Raw genomic sequence first — 19578 nt, 5'->3', positions numbered from 1 at the left:
GCAGTCAGGCACCCCAGCGGGGTGGCACCCGCTAACGTGACCTTTACACCTGCCCGTTACCCCGGCGCACGCCGTAGGCGGCAGAGGCAGGCGGGGCGCGGAGAGCAAGGAGATCGGGGAGAGCGATCATGGGCGAGTCTCTGAAGACCTTCGTCGGCGGCACCGAGGTAGAGGTGCCCAACAGCATTCCGGCGATCCGTGCCGCGCTGCCCGAGGAGAGACGCGAGGAGTTCGACCACGCGATCAACGACGCCGGGGTGCACGAGATCCAGGCCGTCATGCGGCACTGGATGCTCGAGTCCGTACCCGATCCCGAGGCCGAACAGATCCTGGACCGGCTGGCGCAGGACGAGGCCGAGAGGCGGAACGTCGCTTGAGTTTCCGCATCTCGTACGCACCGCCCGCCGACGACACCCTGGCCAAGATGCGCGACGGCGACTCGTTCCGGGACGAGATGGCGCGCACCCTGGCCCTGGATCCTTACGGACACGCCTCGTCCGCCGTGAAACGTGAACGCGACCGCCGCGAGGCGACGGTGTACGGCGCCATCGTCCTCTACTACGTCTCCGGGTCCGTGCTGACGGTCACCGTGGTCAGGCTCGTGCCGCTGCCGTGACCCGGAGAGACGGCCGAAGGCTCAGCCGCCGAGCTTCTTGACCTGTGCGTCGATCACCGCGGTCGGCTGTTCGAAGTCGGCGTCCGCGCCCGTCTTGCCGAGGTTGAAGGAGAAGAAGGTGGCGACCGTGCCGCCCTGACGCAGGCTCACGAGCTTGAAGGGGGCCACCTCGTCGCCCTCTCCCATCTGCACCCGCCAGGCGAGGGCCTCCTCGCCGCCGGTCACCTTCTCCTCGGTCAGCTTGGTGACCTTCTGCTTCGAGCCCTTCATGGAGAGGGTGAACCCGCCGGTGCACTTGGCGGCGGAGTCGCGGAGCTCGGCGATGCTCTTCGCCGCGCCGTCGCCCTCGTACGAGGCCAGGGTGACCAGCGACGACGTCATGTCGAGCATGCCGGCGAGGAGGTCCTCGGGGTCGGCGGACTCGTCCTTCTTGGGCTCTTGGACGACCTTGCGCCCCGCGTTTCCGGCCGGGGTCCCCCGCTTCACGCCGTAGAAGGCGAAGCCGATCGGCTCGCACTCCTTCTTGTCGACGGTGACGTCCCCGGGCTGCGCGATGTCCTCGGGGCCCGTCTTCGAGACCTTGTGGCCCGTGACGTCACCCTGCTCCAGCGACGCCTTCTCCAGCTCGGCCGACGTCAGCGCCTTGACCGCGGCGGGCTTGGAGGCGGTGTCGTCCTTGCCTCCCGAGGTGCCGCCGTCACCCTTGGCGTCGGAGTCCGAGCCGCTGCACGCGGTGGCGAGCAGGGTCATGGACGCCGCGGCGGCGACGAGGGCGGTACGGCGTACGGCGGTGGCGCGCATGGTTCGTTCATCTCTCCGTCTGAAGGAGCAACAGCCCCTCCCCGGGCAGTAATTCATGGCCGCTACGGGGGGCTGTGGCAGTGCAGGACACTCTACGATCGGACACCTGTCCGATGATCGCCCCGACCGGTCACGGGATGTGATCGTGACTGCGCTGTGATCACTCTGTGAAGCTCCTATGGGGTGGCCGATTCCGCAGGTGAGCCACAGAGGGGACCCGCCCGTGTCCGTCGACGCGACAGCAGCCGTACTGGAAGCCGTGGGAGCCCCCGAGCCCACGTCCGTCGAGCCGCTCGCCGGGGGCACGTACAACACCGTCACCCGCGTGACCTTCGGCGACGGCAGGGACTGGGTGGTGAAGGTCCCTCAGGCGCACACCACCGGGCTGAGCTACGAACAGCGCCTGCTCGTCAACGAGGTCACCTTCTACGGCGCCGCCGCCGGGACCGGTGGCACGATCCCGCAGGTCGTGCACAGCGAGCTCGACCCCGGGGCGCCGGCCGGGGCGTACGTCGTCATGACCGCATGCCCGGGGCGGCCCTGGAGCGCCGTCGCCGGTGACCTGACTGCCGACGAGACACGGGGTCTGCGTACCGAGTTCGGGAGCATCGTCGGCCGGCTGCACGGGGTCACGGGCCCCGGCGGTTTCGGGTATCCCGCCGAGCCCCTGGGGCCGCTCTCCCCCACCTGGCGCCAGGCGTTCACGGCGATGACGGACGCCGTGCTCGCCGACGCCGAGAGGTACGGCGCGAGGCTGCCGTACCCCGTGCGACTGATCCGCGAGGTGCTCGCCGGGGCGTCGGACGTGCTGGACGAGGTCACCCGGCCCGCCCTGGTCCACTTCGACCTCTGGCAGGGGAACCTCCTGGTGACCGGGGAGCCCGGCGCCCGGCGCATCGGAGGGGTCGTCGACGGTGAGCGGATGTTCTGGGGCGATCCGGTCGCCGATCTCGTCTCCACGTCGCTCTTCGGAGACCCGGAGACGGACCAGGACTTCCTCGCGGGATACGCGGCCGCGACGGGCGCACCGCTCGGGTTCACCCCGTCCGTACGCCGCCGGATCGACCTCTGCCGCAGCTACCTCTACCTGATCATGCTCACCGAGACGGTGCCCCGGAGCGCGGGACCCGACGCGGTGGAGACGACGTGGAACGAAGTGGCGCCGAGGCTCGTCAGGGCCCTGAAGGAACTCGTGTAGCGCGCCGCGACCGGCCTCAGGAGGGGCGCTGCGTCAGATGCGTGAAGGCATCCAGGTTGCGCGTCGATTCGCCGCGCTCCACCCGCCAGGCGTACTCCTTGCGGATGGCGCTCGCGAAGCCCAGCTCCAGCAGAGGGTTGAACGCGCCGTCCGCCGCCTCCAGGACCGCGCCGAGCAGCCGGTCGAGCTCGTCGTGCGTGACGACCGAGAGGGGGAGCTTGCCGACGAGATAGATGTCGCCGAGCTGATCGATGGCGTAACTCACCCCGAAGAGGCGGAGATTGTGCTCCAGGAGCCAGCGGTGCACGGCCGCGTCGTTCTCGTCGGGGTGACGGATGACGAACGCGTTGAGGGAGAGGGAGTGCTGCCCGACGATCAGGGAGCAGGTCGTGGACAGCTTGCGCGTGCCGGGCAGCTTCACGACGTAGTTCCCGGGCCCGGGGCTCTCCCATTCGAGCTCCGCGTCGTTCAGCGTCGCCTCGATGACCTGCGCCGCTGCTGCCTCGTCGGATACGTCAGCCATGGTGCGAGCGTACGACAACGCGTCCGCGCGCTCAGCCGGACGCCTCCGCTCAGCCGTGGTGTGCGCGGGCGCGGCGCCGGTGGTCGTGCATGGCCGCCGTGTACACGTCGGCGGTGGCAGACGCCGCCGTGTCCCAGCCGAACGACTGGGCGTGCACGGCCGCGGCCTCGCCCATCCGGTCGGCCAGCTCCGCGCTGTCCGCGAAGCGGCTCAGCGCCTGTGCGTACGCCTCCGGGTCGTGGCCGGGGATCAGGAAGCCGCTGACTCCGTCCCGTACGGCGACCGGAAGACCGCCCACCGCTGCCGCGACCACAGGTGTGCCGGCCGCCTGGGCCTCTATGGCGACCAGCCCGAAGGACTCGTTGTACGAGGGCATGACCAGGACGGATGCCGCCCGGAACCAGTCGGCGAGCTGGTCCTGGCCGACCGGCGGGTGGAACCGTACGACATCGGCGATGCCGAGGCGCGCGGCGAGCTTCTGGAGGCCCTCCGGCTTGGCGAGCCCGCTGCCGCTGGGCCCTCCGACGACGGGTACGAGGATGCGCGAACGCAGCGAGGGGTCACGGTCCAGGAGCACGGCGACGGCCCGCAGCAGCACGTCCGGGGCCTTCAGCGGCTGGATGCGCCCCGCGAACAGCGGGATCAGCGCGTCCTGCGGCAGCCCGAGGCGGGCGCGCGCGGCGGCGCGTCCGTCGCCGGGGCGGAAGCGCTCCAGGTTCACCCCGGGGTGCACGACGGCGACGGACGCCGGGTCCGCGTCGTAGAAGCGGACGAGCTCGTCGGCCTCGCCCGCGGTGTTCGCGATGAGCCGGTCGGAGGCGTGCACGATCTGGGTCTCGCCGATGACGCGGGCGGCCGGCTCGGGGGTGTCGCCCTCGGCGAGCGCGGCGTTTTTGACCTTCGCCATGGTGTGCATGGCGTGGACGAGCGGGACACCCCAGCGCTGTGCGGCGAGCCAGCCGACCTGGCCGGAGAGCCAGTAGTGGGAGTGGACCAGGTCGTAGTAACCGGGCCGCTGACCTGCCCACGCCTGCATCACGCCGTGGGTGAAGGCACAGAGCTGTGCGGGCAGCTCTTCCTTGGCGAGGCCCTCGTAGGGCCCCGCGTCGACGTGCCGGACCAGGACTCCGGGAGCCAGTTCGACCGTCGGGGGCAGCCCGCCGGTGGTGGCCCGGGTGAAGATCTCGACCTCGATGCCGATCGCGGCGAGGCGCCTGGCCAGCTCCACGATGTAGACGTTCATACCGCCGGCGTCGCCCGTGCCGGGCTGGTGCAGCGGAGAGGTGTGCACGGAGAGCATCGCGACACGGCGCGGCTTACGGTGTCCGGCGAAGGTGCCCGGGAAGCGGATACGGGGTGCCGCACGGCTGCTGCCGAGCCGGGAGACGTACTGGCTCACGGGTCCGCTCCTCCTCGCTCAGGGCATGACACGTACAGGGCACACGACCCCTTCGAAGTGCCAAAACAGCGGAACCCCGCCTTTCATTTCCACTTTGCCAAAACATTGCGAACTCTCCGGCGCGCCGGACGACCGCTCCCGCGCCCCGCTGCTCCCGCGTCTGCCCGCCGGGGCTTCGCATACGCTCCCTTGCATGCACCAGCGCCCCATCGGCACCGCGACCCGCGGGACCACCAACCCCAACCGGCTGCGCCGCATGGACCGCTGGATCGCCGCCACCCACGGCCCCGCACTGCGCCGCAGCGACGCGCCCGTCGCGGTCGATCTCGGCTACGGCGCCGCCCCCTGGACCGCCGTCGAGCTGCTGGAGCGACTGCGCACCGCCGAGCCGCGCACGGCGGTCGTGGGCGTCGAGATCGATCCCGCCCGGGTCGCGGCGGCGCAGCCGTACGAGCGCGAGGGCCTCACCTTCGTGCACGGCGGCTTCGAGATCCCCACCGCCGGCCGGCCGCTCCTCATCCGGGCCGCGAACGTGCTGCGCCAGTACGACGAGGGTGAGGTCGCCGCGGTCTGGCAGCGGCTGTGCGCACGGCTCGCCCCGGACGGCCTGCTGGTCGAGGGCACCTGCGACGAGATCGGCCGCCGGCACGTGTGGGTCGCGCTCGGCCCGGAAGGCCCGCGCACGGTCACCTTCGCGACCCGGCTCGGCTCGCTGGACCGCCCCTCCGATCTGGCCGAGCGCCTCCCGAAGGCCCTGATCCACCGCAATGTGCCGGGCGAACCCGTCCACGCCTTCCTGCGGGACCTCGACCGCGCCTGGGCCACGGCCTCTCCTTACGCGTCCCTGGGCGCGCGGCAGCGCTGGATCGCGGCGGTCCGCGCGGTCTCGACCGACTGGCCCCTGACGGACGGCGTACGAAGGTGGCGGCAGGGCGAGATCACGGTGCGCTGGTCCGCGCTGCGGCCGGCCACGGGGTGAACAACACTGGATCCGGGAACACCGGCGGATCACCGTTCGTCCCCCTGTGTGACGGGGAGGGTGACGCGGACCTCTGTTGCTTCACGGGACAACATGGCACGATCGCGTCGTCACGGAATTGTTACTGACGGTAAGTCAGATGTGAGCGATACGGCTTTCGTTGCCTTTCGCCCGGAGGGGGAGCTTGTGAACCGACGCCACTGTGCCGCTGCCGCGATCACCCTGGTCTGCGCACTGGCCCTGCTGACCGCGCCGGTCCAGGCCATGGCGGCCCCGGTACCCGAGCCCAGCCCGACAGCCACCTCCTCCGCCTCCCCGAAGAAGAGCCTCGAGGAGGTCCGCGAGGAGATCGACACCCTCTACCGCAAGGCCGGGGCGGCCACGGACGCGTACAACCTCGCCGAGGAGCAGTCGAAGAAGCAGTCCAGCGAGATCGTCCGGCTGACGAAGTCGATCGCCGACGGCCAGGCGAAGATCGCCGAACTCAAGGACAGGGCAGGCGCCCAGGCCCGCGAGCAGTACCGCAACGGCGGACTCCCCCCGGGCGCGCAGCTGATGCTGAGCGGCAATCCGGACCTCTTCATGGACGGCATCAACCAGGCCAGGCAGGGTCAGCAGGCCACCAAGGGCATGCTGACCGAACTGGAGCAGGCCCAGGAGGACTTGGAGACCTACACCAAGGACGCCAACCTCAACCTGGAGAAGATCGAGGCCGGCCGCGTCAAGCAGGCCAAGGCCAAGAAGAGCATCGACTCGCAGATCGCGGCGGCGGAGAAGCTCGAATCGCAGCTGGCGAAGGAGGAGCGGGCCAGGCTCCTCCAGCTGGAGAAGGACGCCGCTTCCACGGCGCAGGCGGCCTGGCTCTCCTCCGGCGCGCTCAAGGACATCAACCGCGAGGCGAGCGCCGCCGGGAAGCAGGCGGTGGCCTTCGCGACCGCCCAGATCGGCAAGCCGTACGTATGGGGGGCCGAGGGCCCCGGTTCGTACGACTGCTCGGGGCTGACCTCACAGGCCTGGGCTGCGGCGAAGCAGCCGATCCCCCGGACGTCGCAGGAGCAGTGGCGGCAGCTGCCCCACATCGACATCGAGGACATGCGCCCCGGCGACCTGATCATCTACCACAGCGACGCCAGCCACGTCGGGATGTACGTCGGCGACGGCTCGATCGTGCACGCCCCCCGGCCCGGCCGGGACGTCACAGTGACGGGCGCGGGCTCCATGCAGATCCTCGGCGTGGTCCGGCCCGACAAGTAGGCCTTCCCGGGGCGGCCCGGGGAATTGTGCGCAGTGCGTGTCGAGCGCGTGATGTTCGTCATGGCCTCATGTCCGTTTCGTGCGCGCCCATCCCGCCGGATCCGTGGCGGGAAGCGGCTTATGGCCGCGCATATGACAAAGGATCATCGGCAGACGCCATTCCGTTCCCCTGCCGCGGACCGCTATCGTCCCCGTCGGCGGGTCGTCGATCGTCGTCCCGCCGCGCCCTCGGGGGGAGGGAAGGAAACCCGAACCGATGCCCGTACCCGTACCGCAGCAACGTGCCGTTCCCGCTGCGGAGACCACTCATGGCGCCGACCTCACACTCCTGGTGATCGAGGACGACCCTGCGGGCACCTTCGCCGTCCCCGAGCTGTCGTCCACGACCGGGGCCCGGGTCCGCGTCCGTACCGCCCGTAACCTCACCGAGGCCGGACGGCTGCTCACCGACGACGTCGACTGCATCCTGCTCGACCTCGACCTGGAGGCTGCCGCGCTGCCCGCCGGCGCGCGCGCCGACGGCCGGGACGAAGAACCCGGCCGGCCGGACGGGCTCGCCGCCCTCAAGCACGTCCTGCGCATCGCGCCGCGCCACGCCGTCCTCGCCCTCACCGCGGAGGACGACGCCGAGCGGGCCGCCGAGGCCGTACGGGTCGGGGCCCAGGACTACCTCTTCCGCGACGAGCTCGACGGGCGTCTCCTCAGCCGCGCCATCCGGTACGCCGTGGAGCGCAAGCGCGCGGACACCGCCCAGCACCAGCTGACCGAGTCCCGGCTGCGCGCCCAGGAGAACGCCCGGCTGGAACGCGGACTGCTGCCCACCCCGCTCCTCGACGGCTCCGATCTCGCCTTCGCCGCCCACTACCGGCCGGGCCGCAGTCGTGCCCTGCTCGGCGGGGACTTCTACGACACGGTCCGCACACCGGACGGCACGGTCCACGCGATGATCGGCGACGTCTGCGGACACGGCCCGGACGAGGCGGCGCTCGGCGTCGAGCTGCGTATCGCCTGGCGGGCACTCACGCTGGCCGGGCTCTGCGGCGACGCCCTGCTCTCCACGCTGCAGCAGGTCCTGGAGCACGAGCGGCAGAGCGAGGAGATCTTCGCGACCCTCTGCACCATCGACATCGCTCCCGACGGCCGCCGCGCCGGCCTGTGCATCGCGGGCCACCCCGCACCGCTCATCGCCCGCCAGGGACGGGCGGCGCACCTGCTCCCGTACGAGGACGGCGGCCCGGCCCTCGGCCTGCTGCCGCACGCCCGGTGGCCGCGCCGGCAGGTCGAGCTCGGGGGCTCCTGGAGCCTGATGATGTACACCGACGGGCTCATCGAAGGGCGCGTCGGGCAGGAGGGCACCCAGCGGCTGGGCCAGGACGGCATGGTCGCCATGATCAACGGCCGGCTGGACCAGGGGCTCGGCGGCGAGGCCCTGCTGGAGGCGGCGGTCACCCAGGTGCAGGAGCTGAACGGCGGCGAGCTGACCGACGACGTGGCGGTCCTCCTGCTGGAACGCGACGAGGCCCGGATACGACGGAGGGGCAGGAGCGCGTCGCGCTCCCGCCCCGGTGCCGCCTCGTCGGCGAGCGCTCAGCGCCCGCCGTTGTAGGGGCCGTACGGTCCGTCGCTGCTGGAGCCTCCGCGGCGGCCGCCGCCACCCGATACGGCCTTGATCGCCGGCCGGACGTCGACCATGAATACGATGGACGCGATCACGCCCGCGATCTGCAGAAACAGGATCGGGATGACGAGGTTCACGAAGACCGTGACGCCGAGGATGATCAGCCAGAAGGACTTCTTCTGCTTGTCCGCGGCCCGGTAGGCGTCCTCCCGCGCCGTCACGGCGAAGACCAGCGCGACCACGGCCAGGACGAGCATGGCCAGGTACAGCAGCTGGAGGAACGAGCCGAATGCTTCGAGCAACACGGTGAGCACCGCCTAGTCAGTGGATGAGCGCCTCGCGGCCAAGGTACCGGGACAACGACCCGGGCACCCCCAAAGGTGCCCGGCCCGTTCTTCCGGCAACCCAGGGCCGCCGCTTCCGTCTACTTCGCGGAGGGCGGGGTCGTCTTCTTCGCCGCGGGATTGCGCACGGGCGCCGTCTTCTTCGGCGTCGCGGCGGGCGCGGCCTTGGACTCGGCGGCCTTCGGCGCGGGCTTCTTCGCGGCAGGCGCCACCGGCTTCGCGGCGACCGGCTTCGCAGGGGTCACGGGCTTGGCAGGGGTCACCGGCTTGGCCGCCGCCTCCGACTTCTGCTTCGGCACGGACTTCGGCTCCGCCTCGACGACGGCGGCGATCTCGACGATCTCATCGGCCGTCTCGCCGCGCCACGTCCGCACGCTCTGCTCGCCGCGCTCGGCGACCTTCTCGTACGTCTCCCGGGCGCGGACCGCGTACTCGGCGGCCACACCCACGCTCCGCAGCGCCAGGTCCTGGGCGGTCTCGCCCCACTTCTTCAGGTCGGTGTCCAGCGCGCCGAAGACCTCGGTCACCTTCGCCTGCACGGTGGCCTGAGCCTCCTTGGCCTGCGTGGTGACCCGCTCCTGGACGGCCTTCGGGTCGGTGTTGCGCACGGCCTCGATCCGCTCGGGCGCCTCGGCCCTGAGCTGGTCGAGCAGAGCGGGGACCTTGCGCGCCTGCTCCACGGCGAGGTCGGCCGTGCCGGCGGCGAAGTAGAGGGGGGTGGGGTCGGTGAGGGTCTTACGCAGGTCATCGGTGATGGCCATGACTGTGGTCCTCCCGGATCATCAGAAGTCAGTTCGCTGGTGGGTCTGCATCACTGCCGCCGGCCGTGCGGGGGCCGCGGGCATCCGGACCGGCACCGTCCGCGTCGGCACCGCTTTCCGCGTCGGCATCGATTCTGCTCTCCGCGTCGGCGACACCGTGGAACTCGGCGCCGGTGTCGGGCGCGACATCGAAACCGTTCTCCCGGCGGAAGGAGTCGTAGATCTGCAGCAGCACGTTCTTCTGCCGCTCGTTGATCGACGGATCGGCCAATATGACCGCCCGTGTCTCCAGCTCCTCCCGCTCCCGCTCATCGAGGATCCCGGCCCGCACGTAGAGCGTCTCGGCCGAGATCCGCAGGGCCTTGGCGACCTGCTGCAGCACCTCGGCGCTCGGCTTGCGCAGTCCGCGCTCGATCTGGCTGAGATACGGATTGGACACCCCGGCGGCGTCGGCGAGCTGCCGCAGGGAGAGCTGCGCGGTACGCCGCTGCTCACGCAGGTACTCGCCGAGATTGCCGACGTTGAGTGATGCCATGGGTCGATACTGCAACACCCTTGCTAACTATTGCAAGCGCATGCTTGCAAAAGTGTTCCGCGTCATGTCACAGCGGCGTCCCGAAGCCCTGCCCCGCCCGCCTCCCAGGCCCCCGCGGCGCTAGCGTCGGCCCATGATCGTATGGCTCAACGGCACCCACGGCGCCGGCAAGACGACGACGAGCGCACTCGTGCAGCAGCTGATCCCGGACTCGCGGGTTTTCGACGCCGAGAAGGTCGGCGAGACGCTCATGGACATCACGCCGGGGCTGCCCTGGACGGGCAACTTCCAGGACTGGCCGCCGTGGCGGCCCCTCGTGGTCGAGACCGCCCGCCACGTACTCGACTACGCCGGCGGCACCCTGGTGATGCCCATGACCGTCCTGGTCGAGCAGTACTGGCGCGAGATCAGCGCGGGCCTCGCCCAGCACGGGATCCCGGTGCGGCACTTCGTCCTCCACGCCGACCAGGACACCCTGCGCGGCCGCATCGAGGGGGACCTCGCCCTCGGCCCCTCCACGTTCCGCCTCCAGTACCTCGAGCCCTACGCCGAGGCGGCGCACACCTGGCTGCACGACGAGGCCGAGGTGATCGACACCACGAACCTCACCCCTGCTCAAGCCGCACAACAAATCGCAGGCTCCGCGGTCGGCTGAGCCGCAGGTCGTCGGGAAGTTACGGACGCCCGAATCGGGCATATGCGGCCACGCCCCGTCCGCAACCTCCCAACGACGGGAGGCCGTCCCCGCGACGGGCTTCCGCGGGGCGGCTCCGGCGGGGGAGGCTGGGCGGCATGACCGCACCTGACGCCAAGGCCGACCTCCACTTCTACCTGCAGTCGGCCCGTGACGCGCTGCTCTGGAAGCTCGAAGGGCTCTCCGAGTACGACGCACGACGCCCCCTGACGCCGACCGGCACCAACATCCTGGGCCTGGTCAAGCACGTGGCGAGTGTGGAACTGGGCTACCTCGGCGACACGTTCGGGCGGCCGTCCGGCGAGGCGCTGCCGTGGGTCGAGGAAGGGGCCGAGCCCAACGCGGACATGTGGGCGACCGCGGACGAGTCACGTGAGCAGATCGTGGGGCTCTACCGCCGGGCCTGGGCCCACGCGGACGCGACGCTCGACGCACTGCCGCTGGACGCGGTCGGCACCGTCCCGTGGTGGCCGAGCCACCGGGCCCGGGTGACACTGCACCATGCCGTGGTCCGCGTGATCGGCGATACGCACCGGCACGCCGGGCACGCCGACATCGTCCGGGAACTCATCGACGGCGCCGTGGGGATGAGCGAGGGCAACGACAGCATCCCGCCGGGCGACGCCGCGTGGTGGGCGGACCACCGGAACCGGCTGGAGCGCGCGGCCCGTGAAGCCGACCGGGATGCGTGACACCGCGGGACGGAGGCCGGGCGGGGCCGCCGGTCCCGTAGCGTCGGCCTCATGAGCGACCTCCTGCCACTGCTCGTACTCGCGGGCGCGCTCGCCGCCGTCATGGGCCTCTTCAGGTGGCTGGCGTCCCACGTCCGGCGGCGCGGGACCGCGGGGGCGGCGATCAGCGCGGCGCTGGCGTCCTACGACGAGGCGTTCCGGGTGACCGCCCACGACGCCCACCACGAGATCCGGGCGCAGGCCGAGCGCAAGGCCCCGCTGCTCTCGCCCGACCACCCGTGGGAGACCGGCCGCGGCGGCGGTCCGTCGTCGGGCGGACGCCCGCGGAGCCGGCGGCCGCTGCGGCGCCGGGCCGGCCGCCCGTGGCGCAGGCGCGGACGCCGGGCCTGGGGCGCGTAAACCGGTCGAACCGCGGGGACGCGCGCCCTACCCTGGCCGCATGCCTCCGTCCAAGACCTCGTACGTCTGCCTGCCGTGCCGGGCCTCGTACAAGCAGCCCTACGACCGGGAGCGGACGGACCGCGTCTGCCCCCGGTGCGCCGAGGCGCTGGTCCATGTCGGCTCCGCCTTCGCGGCACCGAGGCGGCGGGACACCGCGGCGTGGCGCACGCTCTCGGTGCTGCTGAACGCAGGGGTCCGCTTCCACGCGGGCTGCAGCGACGGACCGGGCTACCGCCCGCGCACGCTGCGCGAGGTGAAGGAGCGCATGGCCTACGCGGAGAGAAGCGGGGAGCCGTTCGCGGAGTCCCTGCTCCGGCGCGAGCTGCCGCAGTAGGAGCGCCCGGAGGCGCTAACGTCCCCTTGCGGACGATCTGCCACGGTACGAATTGTTACGCTGGTCGGCATGACCGCCCTCACCCCCACCGCCCGCACGTCACCCGACCTGTCCTTCCTCCTCGACCACACCAGCCACGTCCTGCGGACCCGGATGGCGGCCGCGCTGGACGGGATCGGGCTGACCGCACGCATGCACTGCGTCCTCGTCCACGCCCTGGAGGAGGAGCGCACGCAGATCCAGCTCGCCGAGATCGGCGACATGGACAAGACCACGATGGTGGTGACCGTGGACGCCCTGGAGAGCGCGGGGCTGGCGGAGCGGCGCCCCTCCAGCCGCGACCGGCGGGCCCGGATCATCGCCGTCACCGAGGAAGGCGCCCGGGTCGCCGCACAGAGCCAGGAAATCGTCGACCGGGTGCACCAGGAGGCCCTGGGGGCGCTTCCCGACGGAGACCGCGAGGCACTGCTGCGCGCGCTGAACCAGCTGGCCACGGGTCACCTGGCGACCCCCTCCGAGAACCCCCGGCCGGTCCGGCGGGCGCGCCAGGGGCAGGGGTAATCACTTCGAACTGGACCGTAAAAGATAGTCCGCAACAGAACCATCTGTTACGGTCTCTCTTGTCGACCCGTCCGACAGGAGAAGACCGATGGCTGTTGATGCCTCGCAAGGCCGCCCCGGTGGCACCACTTCCGGACCCGCCACCGCCGAACCCACCGCGTCCGGGGCGACCGTCCGCCACCGTGGTCTCGCCCTCGCGGTGATCGCCGCGGGGATGCTCACGCTCACCCTCGACGGCTCGATCGTCACGGTGGCCATGCCCACCATCCAGCGCGACCTGGGGTTCACCTCCGCCGGCCTCAGCTGGGTGGTCAACGCCTACCTGATCGCCTTCGGCAGCCTGCTCCTGCTCGCGGGCCGGATCGGCGACCTGATCGGCCGCACCCGCGTCTTCCTGGCCGGCACCGCCGTCTTCACCGTCGCCTCCCTGCTGGCCGGTGCGGCCACGACCCCCGCGACGCTCATCGCCGCCCGCTTCCTCCAGGGGGTCGGCAGCGCGATGGCCTCCGCCGTCGGGCTGGGCATCCTCATCACCCTCTTCGGCGAACCCCGCGAACGGGCCAGGGCCATCGCCGTGTTCTCGTTCACCGGCGCCGCGGGCGCGTCCGTCGGGCAGGTGCTCGGCGGAATTCTCACCGATGCCCTCAGCTGGCACTGGATCTTCTTCATCAACCTGCCGATCGGTGTGGCGTCCCTCCTGGTCGCCCGCCGGGTCCTGCCCGCCGACCGTGGCCCCGGGCTCGCCGCCGGCGCCGACGTCATCGGGGCCGCTCTCGTGACGGCGGGGCTGATGCTGGGGATCTACACGGTGGTCAAGGTCGAGGAGTACGGCTGGATCTCACCGCCCACGCTCGGCCTCGGGGCGGTCGCGCTCGCGCTGCTCGGAGCGTTCGTCGTACGCCAGGCCACCGCCCGTACCCCGCTCATGCCCCTGCGGATTCTGCGTTCCCGCAGTGTCGCCGGGGCCAATCTGGTCCAGGTCCTCATGGTGGCCGCGCTGTTCTCGTTCCAGATCATCGTCGCGCTGCACCTGCAGAACGTCCTCGGCTACGGCGCCGCCGAGACCGGTCTCGCCATGCTCCCCGCCGCCGTCGTCATCGGCGGCGTCTCCCTCGGCGTGTCGGCCCGGCTGAACGCCCGGTTCGGCGAGCGCGCCGTGCTGCTGACCGGCATCGTCCTGCTGATCGGCGCCCTCGGGTTCCTCACCCGGATCCCCGCGGACGCGCGGTACGTCACCGACGTGCTCCCCGTGATGCTCCTCGCGGCCGGCTTCGGCCTGGCGCTGCCCGCACTGACGTCCCTCGGGATGTCCGGTGCCGGCAAGGACGACGCCGGGCTCGCCTCGGGGGTCTTCAACACCACCCAGCAGATCGGCATGGCCATGGGCGTCGCCGTGCTGACCACACTGGCGGCGTCCCGGACCGACCGGCTGCTCGGCGAAGGCCACCCCCGGGCAGAGGCGCTGACCGGCGGCTACCAGCTCGCGTTCACCGTCGGCACCGGACTGCTCGTCGCCGCCTTCGCCGTGGCGTTCCTCGTCCTGCGGCCCTCGGGCTCCGCGACAACCCGCCCCTGAGGCACCGGACTCCGAGCCCCGAGCCCCGAACTCCGAACTCCGAAAGGTACACACCGTGAACACCACCGACGAGACGAAGAGCGGGCCCGCGCCCCGCACCCTCACCGACCGGGCGCTCTCCCGGATCCTCCGGAACCAGCAGTTCGGAGTGCTCGCAGCGGTCCGTTCCACAGGTCATCCGCACCTGTCGACCGTGCTGTACCGCTGGGACGCCGACGAGCGCGTCCTGCGCGTCTCCTCCACCGAGGGCCGCCTCAAGACCCGCCTCCTGCGGCGGAACCCTCATGCCTCCCTGCATGTCGACAGCGGCGACGTCTGGTCGTTCGCCGTGGCCGAGGGCCTGGCGGAGGTGTCGGAGCCGACCGTGACGGCCGGAGACGCCGTCGGACGGGAACTCCTCTCCCTGGCGCCGGATTTCGACGACCCCGCGGACGAACGCGCCTTCCTGGAGCAGGCCGTGGCCGAGCACCGCGTGGTGATCAGGCTCCGGGTGTCGAGGCTGTACGGAGCCGCCCTGGACGTGACGGAGAAGGCCGAGCGGTGACGCACGACCTGGCCTACGACGCCGTGCTGTGCGACCTCGACAACGTGGTCCGCCACTACGACGTGACGCACCTGGCCGCACTGGAGCGGGCGGCCGGTCTGCCGGAGGGCACCACGGAGGACATCGCGTACGCCCCCGAGGTCGACCTCCCGCTCCTCCTCGGCCGGATCACCCTGGAGGAGTGGACCGGGACCATCGCGCTCGCTCTCGCCCGCCGGGTCGGCGAGGCCGAGGCCCGGGAGCTGGGCAGGGCGCTCGCGGAGGCGCCGTTCCGGGCGGACGGATCGGTCGTCGCCCTGCTGCGCCGCATACGGGCCCGCGTACCGCTGGTGCTCGTCACCAACGCCACACCCCGGCTGGCCGATGACCTCGCTTCCCTGGGGCTCACGGACCTGGCCCACCATGTGGTCAGCAGCGCCGTCGAGGGGGTCGCCAAGCCGGACCCCGCGATCTACCGGATCGCCGCCGCACGGGCCGGGGTGCCGATGGACCGGTGCCTCTTCGTGGACGACAGCCGGGAGAACGTCGACGCGGCCGTCGCGCTCGGCATGACCGGCGTACATTTCCGCGAACCGGCCGATCTGCACGGGCCGTTCGGCATCACTCCGGGAGAGGCATGAGCGAGGACGAAGGCGAAGTACTGCACGGCGGCATGACCCACCCGGGCGCCGTCGTCCGCCGGGGGGACACGGTCGAGCGACCGGCCCAGCCGCACACCCCCGCACTCCACACGCACCTGAGGGCGCTGGCCGCCGCGGGCTTCGACGGCGCCCCGACGCCTCTGGGGACGAGCGGTGACGGCTTGCGCGAGCGGCTCGGCTACATCCCCGGCGATGTGCCGCTCCCGCCCTTCCCGCCCTGGTCGCTCACGGACGAGGCGCTCCACTCGGTCGGCGTACTGCTGCGGCGGCTGCACCGGGCGTCCGCCTCCCTGCCGGTGGACCGCGCCGTCCCGTGGCCGGCCGAACTGGCCGACCCGGAGGCCGCCTCGTCGCCGGACACCGCCCTGATCCTGTGCCACAACGACGTCTGTCCGGAGAACGTGGTCTTCCGCGAGGGCCACGCCGCCGCCCTCATCGACTTCGACCTGGCCGCTCCCGGCCGTCCGCTCTGGGACGTCGCGACGGCCGCGCGCTACTGGGTGCCGATATTCGCGGAGGATCCCGGCACGGCGCACCGGCTCCGCGTCCTCGCCGACGGCTACGGCCTGACGACCGAGGACCGCACCGCTCTCCTCCCGGCGATCGAGCAGGCCGCGGCGGCGGCCCGCGCCTTCACCGAGCGGCGGGTACGCGACGGCGACCCCCTTTATGTGCGCGCCCTCGCGGCACGCGGCGGCTGGGAGCGCTGGGACCGCCACCAGGCATGGCTGGCCGCGCACCGTGCCGTGTTCACCGAGGGGCTTCTCCGGGACGGGGCGTGAGCAGCCCGTTCTCCAGCTGGGCGAAGGCCAGGCCTGCGGCCTCCACCGCGTCCGCGTACACCTGGCCGGTGCTCTCCCCCGCGTCGATCCGCCGCCAGTTCTCCTCGGCCAGGATCCGCAGTACGGCGATGATCTGGCCCGCCGCGAGCCGCGCCGCCACCGGGGTGCCGGGGTCGAGGGCGCGGGCGAGCGCGGCCTCGGAGCGACCCTGGTAGGCGTACAGGCGGGCGACGAGCGACGGGGTCCCGTAGAGCAGCCGGTGGAAGACCAGCACGTTGGGGTGGTCGCAGAGCCCGGTCACCGGGTCGCGGCGTTCCAGGCCGTCGAGGAAGTGGTGGCGCAGCGCGTCCAGGGGGGTGGTGCCGTCCGGCCGGCCTTCGACGACACGGGCGGCCTCGTCCTCGTGGTCGGAGAACCGGTGCAGGACCAGGTCCTCCTTGGTGGGGAAGTAGCGGAACAGCGTCGGCTTCGAGATGTCGGCCGCCGCCGCCACCTCGGCCACCGAGACCTTGTCGAAGCCCCGCTCGAGGAACATCGAGATCGCGGCCTCGGAGACGGCCTCGTAGGTCAGCTGCTTCTTCCGCTCGCGCAGGCTGATCCTCTCGGCGCTCATGACGGTGCGCTCTTCTCGACGAGCGCCTCGACACCGTCGAGGATCCGTTCGAGACCGAACACGAACTCGTAGTCGGGTTCGTCCGGTTCGCTCAGGACGTCGGTGGCCAGCAGCCGGGACAGCGCCGGATGGCGGACGGGGTCGACGAGCCGCTGGACCGTCCGCTCCCACTGCCCCATCACCTCCGTGGGCGGGACACCCTTCGCCTCGACGGCGGCGGCGAGGTCGCTCATCAGCAGGGCCTCGTTCCGCACGAAGCCCGAGATGAGGAGGATGGCGGAGATCTTGTCGCCCTCGGCCAGTCCGCTGTCCTCCAGCGCCTGGAGGCCCTGTTCCCACCAGGCGACCGAATGGGGGCTGGCCGGCGGGCCCGCGATCGGGATGCGCAGGGACCACAGGTGGCGCTGGAACATCCGGCGCTGGGCCCACGCCCACTGGCCGACCGCTTCCCGCCAGCCCGCACCCTCCTCCAGGGCGGGCAGCGGTTCGGGGAGGCCCATGGCCGCGTCCTGCATGAGGACGTAGAGCTCCTCCTTGGCGGAGACGTAGCGGTAGAGCGACATCGTGGAGGCGCCCAGTTCCTTGGCGACCCGGCCCATGGAGACGGCCGAGAGCCCCTCCGCCGCCGCCACCTCCACGGCCGCGGCGACGATGCGGTCCAGCGACAGGCCGGGCTTCGGTCCCTTGACCGGCCGGTCGCGCAGTCCCCACGCGGCCTCGATGCTGGCCGGCAGGCCCGTGCCGCCCGACGCGCTGCTGTTCTCCGTCACCCGAAGGCCGCCTTCCCCAGTACTGGCTTGCCACCATCCTAAGTTTGCGTAATGCTTACACAGTAACGCGTATGTCATACGCAGAAGGGGGATCATCATGTCCACGGCCATGAACGACGTCATGATCGAGGCGCACGGCCTGACCAAGTCCTACGGAAAAGCGGGAGCCCGGGTCCGGGTCCTGGACGGCGTCGGCCTACGGGTCGCCCGCGCCGGGGTCCACGCACTGCTCGGCCCCAACGGCGCGGGCAAGACCACGACCGTGCGGATCCTCGCCACCCTCACCACCGCCGACTCCGGCACGGCGCGCGTCGCCGGCCACGACGTCGTCACCGACCGGGCCCGGGTACGCCGCGCCATCAGCCTGACCGGGCAGTTCGCCGCCGTGGACGAGACGCTGACCGGCGAGGAGAACCTGCGGATGATGGCGCGGCTGTCCGGCCTGCCCCGCAGCCAGGCCCGGCGCCGCGCGGAGGAACTCCTCGTGCGCTTCGACCTCACCGACGCGGCCCGCCGACAGGCCCGTACGTACTCCGGGGGGATGCGGCGCCGCCTGGACCTGGCCGCGGGACTGGTGGGCTCGCCCGAGCCCGGCGTCTTCTTCCTCGACGAGCCCACCACCGGCCTCGACCCGCGCAGCCGCCGTGAGCTCTGGCAGGTGGTCCGCGACCTCGCCGGCCGGGGCGCCGCGGTGCTGCTCACCACCCAGTACCTGGAGGAGGCGGACCGGCTCGCCGACCGCATCACCGTGCTCCACCAGGGCGGCAGCGTCGCCGAGGGCACCCCGGAGGACCTGAAGTCACGCGTCGCGGGACACCGTCTGGACGTCGTCCTCAGCAGCCGTGAGGCCTACCTCCGGCTCGCGACCCGCGCCGTCCACCACTCCCCCGAGACCCTCACGCTGGGCATCCCCACGGACGGCACCGCCGCCCACGCCCGCGCCCTGCTCGACGAGATCGACCCGCACCGCACCGACGTCGACCGCTTCTCCGTGCACAGCGCGACCCTCGACGACGTGTTCCTCGCCCTCACCGCCGAGAAGACGGAGGCACCCGCCCATGTCTGACGCACCCGGAGCCCTGACCCACGCCACGGTCATGACCGGCCGCAGCCTGCTCATCAGCCGCCGCAACATCGACGCCGTCATCACGTCGATGATGCTGCCGATCATGCTGATGCTGATCTTCGTCTACTTCTTCGGCGGCGCGATCGAAACCGGCGCGGACTACGACTCGTACGTCATGTACGTCGTCCCCGGTGTCCTGTTCCTCTGCGCCGGCTTCGGCTCGGCCACCACCGCCGTGGCGGTGAGCGAGGACATGAAGGGCGGCATCATCGACCGCTTCCGCTCCATGGACATCGGCGGGACGCCGGTGGTGGCCGGCCACGTCGTGGCGAGCACGGTACGCAACCTGGTCTCCACCACTCTGGTGTTCGCCGTGGCCCTGCTCATCGGCTTCCGCCCCGCGGCCACCGCCGCGGGCTGGCTCGCCGTCGCAGCCGTGCTCCTCGCCTACATCGTGGCGCTGTCCTGGATCTCGGCGGCGATCGGCCTGCTCGCGCGCACGCCGGAGGCGGCCGGCGGATTCACCTTCTTCATGTCGTTCCTCCCGTACCCGAGCAGCGCGTTCGTCCCGGTCGACAGCATGCCGGGCTGGCTCCACGGCTTCGCCGACAACCAGCCGGTCACCCCGGCCATCGAATCCCTCCGCGGCCTCCTCCTGGACCAGCCCGTCGGCAACGCCCCCTGGACAGCGCTCGCGTGGGCGGCGGGGATCCTGCTGGTGGCCGTGTTCCTGTCGGGGGTGCTCTTCAGGACACGGACGCGGTGAGGCCCCGGAGCCGTGGTCGTAGGCGCCCATGACCTCGCGCAGGGACGGCAGCGAGGCGAGGCCGAGGGGC

At 71.7% G+C, this 19578-nt stretch carries 25 protein-coding genes; 17 read left to right on the top strand and 8 right to left on the bottom strand.

The window, feature by feature from the left end; translation table 11 throughout:
• Positions 1–128 precede the first annotated feature (128 nt).
• A complete protein-coding gene (locus OG379_RS21425) occupies positions 129–377 on the top strand; it encodes a hypothetical protein (protein WP_393757326.1) in 249 nt (82 codons plus the stop codon).
• Complete coding sequence (locus OG379_RS21420; RefSeq protein ID WP_104787806.1) at positions 374–616, top strand: hypothetical protein; 243 nt, start codon at positions 374–376, stop codon at positions 614–616. The genes OG379_RS21425 and OG379_RS21420 overlap by 4 nt, the downstream gene beginning before the upstream one ends.
• 21 nt (positions 617–637) lie before the next feature.
• Here OG379_RS21420 and OG379_RS21415 read toward each other — a convergent pair whose 3' ends face one another.
• Complete coding sequence (locus tag OG379_RS21415; protein ID WP_405664752.1) at positions 638–1417, bottom strand: hypothetical protein; 780 nt, start codon at positions 1415–1417, stop codon at positions 638–640.
• A gap of 223 nt (positions 1418–1640) precedes the next feature.
• Between OG379_RS21415 and OG379_RS21410 the strand changes: the two genes are divergently transcribed.
• Positions 1641–2615, top strand: coding sequence for a phosphotransferase family protein (locus OG379_RS21410; RefSeq protein ID WP_405664751.1), 975 nt, complete (start codon positions 1641–1643; stop codon positions 2613–2615).
• Between the two features lie 16 nt (positions 2616–2631).
• Here the strand turns inward: OG379_RS21410 and OG379_RS21405 are convergent, their stop codons facing one another.
• A complete protein-coding gene (locus tag OG379_RS21405) occupies positions 2632–3138 on the bottom strand; it encodes a YbjN domain-containing protein (protein ID WP_393757320.1) in 507 nt (168 codons plus the stop codon).
• A 49-nt stretch (positions 3139–3187) separates the two neighbouring features.
• The gene (gene mshA, locus OG379_RS21400; protein ID WP_405664750.1) at positions 3188–4537 is read right to left on the bottom strand and encodes a D-inositol-3-phosphate glycosyltransferase; all 1350 of its coding nucleotides are present in this window, start codon (positions 4535–4537) and stop codon (positions 3188–3190) included.
• A 193-nt stretch (positions 4538–4730) separates the two neighbouring features.
• On the opposite strand from mshA, the gene OG379_RS21395 reads away from it, so the two are divergent.
• From OG379_RS21395 to OG379_RS21385, 3 genes are all read left to right on the top strand, one after another.
• Positions 4731–5516 carry a class I SAM-dependent methyltransferase gene (locus tag OG379_RS21395; protein WP_405664749.1) on the top strand — a complete coding sequence of 262 codons (786 nt, stop codon included), beginning with the start codon at positions 4731–4733 and terminating at the stop codon, positions 5514–5516.
• A gap of 186 nt (positions 5517–5702) precedes the next feature.
• Positions 5703–6770 carry an NlpC/P60 family protein gene (locus tag OG379_RS21390; RefSeq protein ID WP_405664748.1) on the top strand — a complete coding sequence of 356 codons (1068 nt, stop codon included), beginning with the start codon at positions 5703–5705 and terminating at the stop codon, positions 6768–6770.
• A 256-nt stretch (positions 6771–7026) separates the two neighbouring features.
• Positions 7027–8376, top strand: a complete 1350-nt coding sequence (locus tag OG379_RS21385; RefSeq protein ID WP_405664747.1) for a PP2C family protein-serine/threonine phosphatase — start codon at positions 7027–7029, stop codon at positions 8374–8376.
• Here the strand turns inward: OG379_RS21385 and OG379_RS21380 are convergent.
• The 3 genes from OG379_RS21380 to OG379_RS21370 all read right to left on the bottom strand — a co-directional run bounded on the left by OG379_RS21380 (position 8358) and on the right by OG379_RS21370 (position 10028).
• A complete protein-coding gene (locus OG379_RS21380; RefSeq protein ID WP_033298647.1) occupies positions 8358–8693 on the bottom strand; it encodes a DUF2516 family protein in 336 nt (111 codons plus the stop codon). The genes OG379_RS21385 and OG379_RS21380 overlap by 19 nt on opposite strands.
• 119 nt (positions 8694–8812) lie before the next feature.
• Positions 8813–9493 carry a hypothetical protein gene (locus OG379_RS21375; RefSeq protein WP_405664746.1) on the bottom strand — a complete coding sequence of 227 codons (681 nt, stop codon included), beginning with the start codon at positions 9491–9493 and terminating at the stop codon, positions 8813–8815.
• Positions 9494–9521: 28 nt separating this feature from the next.
• Entirely contained in the window at positions 9522–10028 is a 507-nt protein-coding gene (locus OG379_RS21370; protein WP_405664745.1) for a helix-turn-helix domain-containing protein, read from the bottom strand.
• Between the two features lie 133 nt (positions 10029–10161).
• Here OG379_RS21370 and OG379_RS21365 point away from each other — a divergent pair, with 133 nt between their 5' ends.
• The 9 genes from OG379_RS21365 to OG379_RS21325 all read left to right on the top strand — a co-directional run bounded on the left by OG379_RS21365 (position 10162) and on the right by OG379_RS21325 (position 16293).
• Positions 10162–10683 carry an ATP-binding protein gene (locus tag OG379_RS21365; RefSeq protein WP_405664744.1) on the top strand — a complete coding sequence of 174 codons (522 nt, stop codon included), beginning with the start codon at positions 10162–10164 and terminating at the stop codon, positions 10681–10683.
• 137 nt (positions 10684–10820) lie between these two features.
• A complete protein-coding gene (locus OG379_RS21360; protein WP_405664743.1) occupies positions 10821–11414 on the top strand; it encodes a DinB family protein in 594 nt (197 codons plus the stop codon).
• A 51-nt stretch (positions 11415–11465) separates the two neighbouring features.
• Positions 11466–11813: a hypothetical protein gene (locus OG379_RS21355; protein WP_405664742.1), complete on the top strand. Its 348-nt coding sequence runs from the start codon at positions 11466–11468 to the stop codon at positions 11811–11813.
• A gap of 40 nt (positions 11814–11853) precedes the next feature.
• On the top strand, positions 11854–12189 hold the full coding sequence (locus tag OG379_RS21350; RefSeq protein WP_405664741.1) for a deoxyxylulose-5-phosphate synthase: 336 nt from the start codon (positions 11854–11856) through the stop codon (positions 12187–12189).
• 69 nt (positions 12190–12258) lie between these two features.
• Positions 12259–12750, top strand: coding sequence for a MarR family winged helix-turn-helix transcriptional regulator (locus tag OG379_RS21345; RefSeq protein WP_393757300.1), 492 nt, complete (start codon positions 12259–12261; stop codon positions 12748–12750).
• Positions 12751–12964: 214 nt separating this feature from the next.
• Positions 12965–14326: an MFS transporter gene (locus tag OG379_RS21340; protein ID WP_405668604.1), complete on the top strand. Its 1362-nt coding sequence runs from the start codon at positions 12965–12967 to the stop codon at positions 14324–14326.
• A 55-nt stretch (positions 14327–14381) separates the two neighbouring features.
• The gene (locus OG379_RS21335) at positions 14382–14870 is read left to right on the top strand and encodes a TIGR03618 family F420-dependent PPOX class oxidoreductase (protein ID WP_405664740.1); all 489 of its coding nucleotides are present in this window, start codon (positions 14382–14384) and stop codon (positions 14868–14870) included.
• Positions 14867–15490: an HAD-IA family hydrolase gene (locus OG379_RS21330; protein ID WP_405664739.1), complete on the top strand. Its 624-nt coding sequence runs from the start codon at positions 14867–14869 to the stop codon at positions 15488–15490. The genes OG379_RS21335 and OG379_RS21330 overlap by 4 nt, the downstream gene beginning before the upstream one ends.
• Positions 15487–16293 carry a phosphotransferase enzyme family protein gene (locus tag OG379_RS21325; protein ID WP_405664738.1) on the top strand — a complete coding sequence of 269 codons (807 nt, stop codon included), beginning with the start codon at positions 15487–15489 and terminating at the stop codon, positions 16291–16293. Before OG379_RS21330 ends, OG379_RS21325 begins: the two co-directional genes overlap by 4 nt.
• On the opposite strand, the gene OG379_RS21320 is transcribed toward OG379_RS21325, so the two are convergent.
• Together OG379_RS21320 and OG379_RS21315 are read right to left on the bottom strand one after the other, a co-directional pair.
• Positions 16262–16906, bottom strand: coding sequence for a TetR/AcrR family transcriptional regulator (locus tag OG379_RS21320; RefSeq protein WP_405664737.1), 645 nt, complete (start codon positions 16904–16906; stop codon positions 16262–16264). The genes OG379_RS21325 and OG379_RS21320 overlap by 32 nt on opposite strands.
• The gene (locus tag OG379_RS21315) at positions 16903–17676 is read right to left on the bottom strand and encodes a TetR/AcrR family transcriptional regulator C-terminal domain-containing protein (RefSeq protein WP_405664736.1); all 774 of its coding nucleotides are present in this window, start codon (positions 17674–17676) and stop codon (positions 16903–16905) included. The genes OG379_RS21320 and OG379_RS21315 overlap by 4 nt, the downstream gene beginning before the upstream one ends.
• 97 nt (positions 17677–17773) lie before the next feature.
• Here OG379_RS21315 and OG379_RS21310 point away from each other — a divergent pair, with 97 nt between their 5' ends.
• Entirely contained in the window at positions 17774–18742 is a 969-nt protein-coding gene (locus tag OG379_RS21310; protein WP_405664735.1) for an ATP-binding cassette domain-containing protein, read from the top strand.
• Positions 18735–19508, top strand: a complete 774-nt coding sequence (locus tag OG379_RS21305; protein ID WP_405664734.1) for an ABC transporter permease — start codon at positions 18735–18737, stop codon at positions 19506–19508. The genes OG379_RS21310 and OG379_RS21305 overlap by 8 nt, the downstream gene beginning before the upstream one ends.
• The last annotated feature ends 70 nt before the right edge of the window (positions 19509–19578 follow it).

Source organism: Streptomyces sp. NBC_01166 (assembly GCF_045039765.1).
Lineage (GTDB): Bacteria > Actinomycetota > Actinomycetes > Streptomycetales > Streptomycetaceae > Streptomyces.
The sequence above is the reverse complement of the archived record's forward strand: the minus strand, read 5'-3'. Positions and strand labels throughout refer to the sequence as shown.